Below are 5026 nucleotides of genomic sequence, written 5' to 3' on the forward strand. Positions count from 1 at the left end.
TTGCTTCACGGAGCAGTTGCGGCGTATGCGCTGTAAATGTAATTGTAAAATTACTCATTCGAAACAAATGACTCATGCACGCGCTCCCAAAACGGAAACGGACGGAAACGTGCAAAACGAATTTTTTTCTCGGCAACTGTAAATGTAATTGTTTTAATATCCTTCTTTACTAATTGCAAATGATCCACAGTCATATTAAAGCTCTGCTCATTCACAGGTTTTAACACACACTTATGATGCGCTGGCAATACAAGTGGCGAGCCTACAGTACGAAACACGCGATTATTAATCGACGCAATTTCCGTCATTTGAATGGCTGGTAAAGTTGGGTGGATAATCGCGCCACCTAACGCCTTATTGTACGCTGTGCTGCCTGACGGTGTAGACACACATAGCCCGTCGCCTCGGAAACGCTCAAAGTGATCGTCATTTAACTCCACATCCATCACTAACGTAACATCCGGTGATTTTACCGTTGCCTCATTTAATGCTAAATGTGATTCTGCTGGTGAGTTATAATGCTCCACCACCATCTCAAGCAATGGGTAGGCCACTACGCGAAAATCGCGCTTAGCAATTGAAAGCACTAACTTCTCTAGCTCGGATGGCTTCCAATCAGCATAAAAACCCAAATGCCCCGTATGAATCCCCACAAAAGAAACGGTATCTAATAAATGGCTATAGCGATGGAAGGCATGCAGTAGCGTGCCATCCCCCCCAATCGAAATCACTACATCGGGATTTTCTTCGTCTAATGTTAATCCAAAATCCTGCAAATACGTCGTAGCTAACGACATTAGCTCATTTGATTGCTCATCGCGACGTGATTGAATTGAAAATCTCATTATGATTCACGCTCCTCATTCGTTCGAATCGTTACATTCGATGCCTCTTTATATTCCGTAAAGTACGCTTGTGCATCTTGAATCTCACTGCGAATCGACGACATTTCTTCATCTAAGCGGAATGCTGCTTCTGCGGCGCTTTGCAGTCGATTTTTAATTTCATCAGGGAATACACCCTTGTATTTATAGTTTAACGAATGCTCAATAGACGCCCAAAAGTTCATCGCCAGTGTACGAATTTGGATTTCTCCATAAACAATGACACGTCCATTAATCGTTTCGACAGGATACTCAATAAGCATATGATGCGAGCGGTAGCCGCTTGGCTTACTATGTGTAATATAGTCACGCTCCTCAATCACACGCATATCATTACGCTGACGAATCAGCTCAGACACTGTCGCAATATCATCAACAAACTGACACATAATACGCAAGCCTGCAATATCCTGTAGTGCCTTACCGAGCTCAACAGATGGTTGAAAGACAAGTTCCTTCTCCAACGCCTTTTCGTAAATGCTTGCTAACGGTTTTACGCGCCCCGTTACAAATTCAATTGGCGAATTTGTATTAGCATTACTAAACTGCGTCCGCATACCTTTTAATTTTACCTTTAACTCATCAACTGCCTGCTTATACGGTCCTAAGAAAACTTCCCATTGTCCCATCTTTTAACCCCCTGTCACCAACTACTGCAAGACTTGTTCAAACGTAGCTTCTACTTGCGCTACAAAAGCTGTGCCGTAGTTATCATTTCCCTCTATATTAAAAAGTAATGCTGTTAATTCTTCTTTAAAGTTAGGTAGTGGTAAAGTTACCGTACCATCTGTTACAAATAGCTCAGGTGCTTGTAGCATAGTTGCTAACGTTGCCCAATGCTCCGCTTCAATACGCAGATGGACATAGGTCTCCCCTGCATCAAGTAAATAAATAAATGCAAAATTGTCAGAGTCCGCAATGACCTGCCCTGCTCCTTGAATTTGGTCATTCAATTCATTTTCGTTTACAATGAATTGAAACGTTTGTTCATTAATTTTTTGTACTTCGATTGTTTTACGCAATTGCCTACTTCCCTTCGACATATTTCTTCTCATATTTTATCACACGTTGTCGAAAAGTTAACGATAATCTACGAAAAGAGGGGTTCTTCCATGAAAGAAACCGAAATTGAATTTAAAAATATGCTAACGCAAAATGAATACACGAAGCTACTCGCGCATTTTGCTGTAGCTGATGAGGATATTATTGCGCTACGCAATGATTATTTTGATACGCCCGCACTTGCCATCAAGGATTTGCATAGTGCCTTACGCATTCGTCAAACAGCTAGTTACATTGAGTGCACACTTAAACAGGCTACAAGTAAACATACAAGCACAGAAATTAACGTACCACTCACGGCTGTTCAGGCTGACCAATTGCGCAACGACCTCACACTACTACCTGAAGCCATTGCTACACCACTGCAAACTAAAGGTGTACCACTTGCTACTATCGCTTGCTTTGGTACGCTCGAAACGCACCGCGTAGAGCTTGCTTACAAAGGTGGGTTACTCGTTTTCGACCACACGTTCTATTTGCAACAAGAGGATTATGAGGTAGAATATGAAGCAGAAGACGAACAACTTGGGCAAAAAATCTTTGCGGATTTTTTACAACACCATCAACTACCCGTGCGTCCAGCTACTAAAAAAAATTGCACGCTTTAGTGCCGCTTTAGATGCACAGAAAGGGCAAAATTAATGGATATTAAATCAATGGGCACGATGCTTCAAATTCAAGCATTACAAACGCTCGGCAGCACACAGTCTAACCCGCTTCAAGCAGACAATAGCTCTTCTTACTTTTCATCTATGATTCAAGAAATGATGCAGAACTACAGTCAAGGTAATATGTTTGGCGGCGTTCAAAGTATGGCTGAAGCTAATCAAGCACCAACTACATATTTAGATGCACTGCGCTATCAAGGTGATACTAAGCTGCCATCTGCCATGATGGGGATGCTTAACTCAAGCGCTATGCAAAACAATCCACAAGTGGCACAAATGCTGCAAAGCCTTTCACCAACTACAACGACTGATTTTAGTCAGGTTATGGGTTCTGCAACATTTACAGGTGCATTAGAAGGCGCTAATAAATACGCTGCTATTATTAAAAAAGCTTCTACCACTTATGGTGTGCCAGAAAAACTCATCGCCGCCATTATGAAGCAGGAATCCAACTTCAATCCAAATGTTGTAAGCTATGCTGGCGCGCAAGGTTTGATGCAATTAATGCCAGGCACAGCACGTCATGTCGGGGTTACTAACCCATTTGACCATGAGCAAAATATTATGGGTGCTACAAAATACATTAGCCAAATGTTAAAGCAACATGGCAACGACCCTACCATCGCGTTAGCGGCTTATAATGCAGGGCCAGGTAATGTAGCAAAATATGGTGGTATCCCACCATTTAAGGAAACACAAAACTATGTAAAAAATGTGCTTGGCTATTACCGAGCATAACGGAAAAGGAGTGCATACCTTGCGCTCCTTTTAGCTTTCTAACAATGCGCTGTGACTACAAGTGAGCGATTTGTTTGTTTAATACTAAAGTCGTTGCTAAAATGAGTATAATCCATAGCAAATGGAGATGTTTTTTTCAGTAGTCAATACGTTTTTGATCTACTGTATTTTTTTAATTTATTTTGCAAAGGGGTATCACACCTATGAGTCCAAATTATACCGTTCCTTACGATGAGATTGGCGCCGAAAAACTAGAGCAGCTAATGAACGCCTTTTATAAACGCGTCGCTGTGCATCCTGTGCTTATTCCTATTTTTCCTACTGACCTAACTGAGACGATACGTAAACAAATTCAATTTCAAACGCAGTACTTAGGCGGCCCTAATTTATTCACTGAAGAACACGGTCACCCTATGATGCGCGCACGTCATATGAACTTCGCCATTACACCAGATTCCGCACAAGCTTGGCTAGAGTGTATGCATGAAGCAATGGATGAGGTTGAGCTAGCTCCTAAATTCAAAGAAATTTACTACAAGCGTTTAGTATTAACTGCTCATCATATGATTAACCGACCAAATATAGATGAGGGGGATAAATAAAGTGACTAATAGTCCTATGCTTTCAGAGCCTATACCAACAGTGGCATCTTTTAACAAGCCGATTGAGCTATATGTTTTTATTAATCCACTTCACGAAAGTGCCTTTGAAATGCTAGCAACTATTCGTAAATTACAATTAGAATATGACCATTACTTTACATGGCGCTTTGTATTAAGCTCTGATTTAGTGTCATTAAATAGTATCAGCGAGCATATCGGGCAACGCCTAGAACAGCGCGTTAGCCACCCTGTGCTACCCTCGCTAGCAATCAAAGCAGCAGAGCTACAAGGTAAGCGAGCAGGTCTTCACTTTTTAGCTAAGCTACAAGAGTACATTCGTTTAAATGTACCGCATATTACTTCGTACGAGACTATGATAGCAATAGCAGAAGAAATCAATCTAGACATGGTAGAATTTACATCCGACTTTAGCTCAAAGGAAGCGGCACGTGCATTACAATGTGACTTGTACATACGCAGAGAGATGGAAGTCGATGAAACACCAAGCATTGTATTTTTTAATGAATGCATAGAAGATGAAGGTTTAAACGTAAGTGGCACGTATGACTATAATGTCTACGAGCATATTTTAGAAGAAATGCTAGAAGAGCAATTGGTGCGACGCCCATTGCCTACTATGGAAGATTTATTTAGACGCTTTACTACACTATCTACAAATGAAATCGCATTTATTTATTCATTACCACTGCATCATGTAGAGCGTGAATTAAAGAAGCGCATGTTACAACAGAAGGTCGAGCGCAAGCAATCCGCTAAAACCACATTTTGGCGTTTGCGCGCAACACAAATCTTATAAATATAAAGCGAGCTTACCTAAACAGGTAGCTCGCTCTTTTTTTATAATAAAATAACAAAAGAGACGCCATTAGCCTCGACCGCTAATGACGCCTCTTTTCACAAAGGGGATGGGAGAAATGTTCACGTTCAAACAAAGGGGTGTATGTTTGTTTTGTGATTTATTTCACAATCAATACTTTATCATGTGCAAACCCTTTATGCAACGTATTCAGACGCCTTTCACAAAGTTGTCATAGTTAAAACGTTTTCATCA

The 5026-nt window shown here is 41.0% G+C and carries 7 protein-coding genes; 4 read left to right on the top strand and 3 right to left on the bottom strand.

Translation table 11 applies throughout. The features are described from left to right. Nucleotides 1-50 precede the first annotated feature (50 nt). From CH76_RS12975 to CH76_RS12985, 3 genes are read right to left on the bottom strand one after another with little or no spacing between them, the layout of a single operon-like run. Entirely contained in the window at nt 51-845 is a 795-nt protein-coding gene (locus CH76_RS12975) for an NAD kinase (RefSeq protein ID WP_036147186.1), read from the bottom strand. Further along, entirely contained in the window at nt 845-1513 is a 669-nt protein-coding gene (locus CH76_RS12980) for a GTP pyrophosphokinase family protein (protein ID WP_036147189.1), read from the bottom strand. The genes CH76_RS12975 and CH76_RS12980 overlap by 1 nt, the downstream gene beginning before the upstream one ends. A 21-nt stretch (nt 1514-1534) precedes the next feature. After that, a complete protein-coding gene (locus CH76_RS12985) occupies nt 1535-1906 on the bottom strand; it encodes a hypothetical protein (protein WP_051910375.1) in 372 nt (123 codons plus the stop codon). Between the two features lie 90 nt (nt 1907-1996). Between CH76_RS12985 and CH76_RS12990 the strand changes: the two genes are divergently transcribed. The 4 genes from CH76_RS12990 to CH76_RS13005 all read left to right on the top strand — a co-directional run bounded on the left by CH76_RS12990 (nt 1997) and on the right by CH76_RS13005 (nt 4771). Continuing rightward, nucleotides 1997-2554, top strand: coding sequence for a CYTH domain-containing protein (locus tag CH76_RS12990; protein WP_051910376.1), 558 nt, complete (start codon nt 1997-1999; stop codon nt 2552-2554). A 33-nt stretch (nt 2555-2587) separates the two neighbouring features. After that, nucleotides 2588-3352 carry a lytic transglycosylase domain-containing protein gene (locus CH76_RS14180; RefSeq protein WP_036147190.1) on the top strand — a complete coding sequence of 255 codons (765 nt, stop codon included), beginning with the start codon at nt 2588-2590 and terminating at the stop codon, nt 3350-3352. A 203-nt stretch (nt 3353-3555) separates the two neighbouring features. Continuing rightward, nucleotides 3556-3954, top strand: coding sequence for a globin (locus CH76_RS13000; RefSeq protein ID WP_036147194.1), 399 nt, complete (start codon nt 3556-3558; stop codon nt 3952-3954). A 1-nt stretch (nt 3955) separates the two neighbouring features. Continuing rightward, on the top strand, nt 3956-4771 hold the full coding sequence (locus tag CH76_RS13005) for a DsbA family protein (protein ID WP_036147195.1): 816 nt from the start codon (nt 3956-3958) through the stop codon (nt 4769-4771). Nucleotides 4772-5026 lie beyond the last annotated feature (255 nt).

This window comes from Lysinibacillus sp. BF-4, from assembly GCF_000743635.1.
Taxonomy (GTDB): Bacteria; Bacillota; Bacilli; order Bacillales_A; family Planococcaceae; genus Metalysinibacillus; species Metalysinibacillus saudimassiliensis.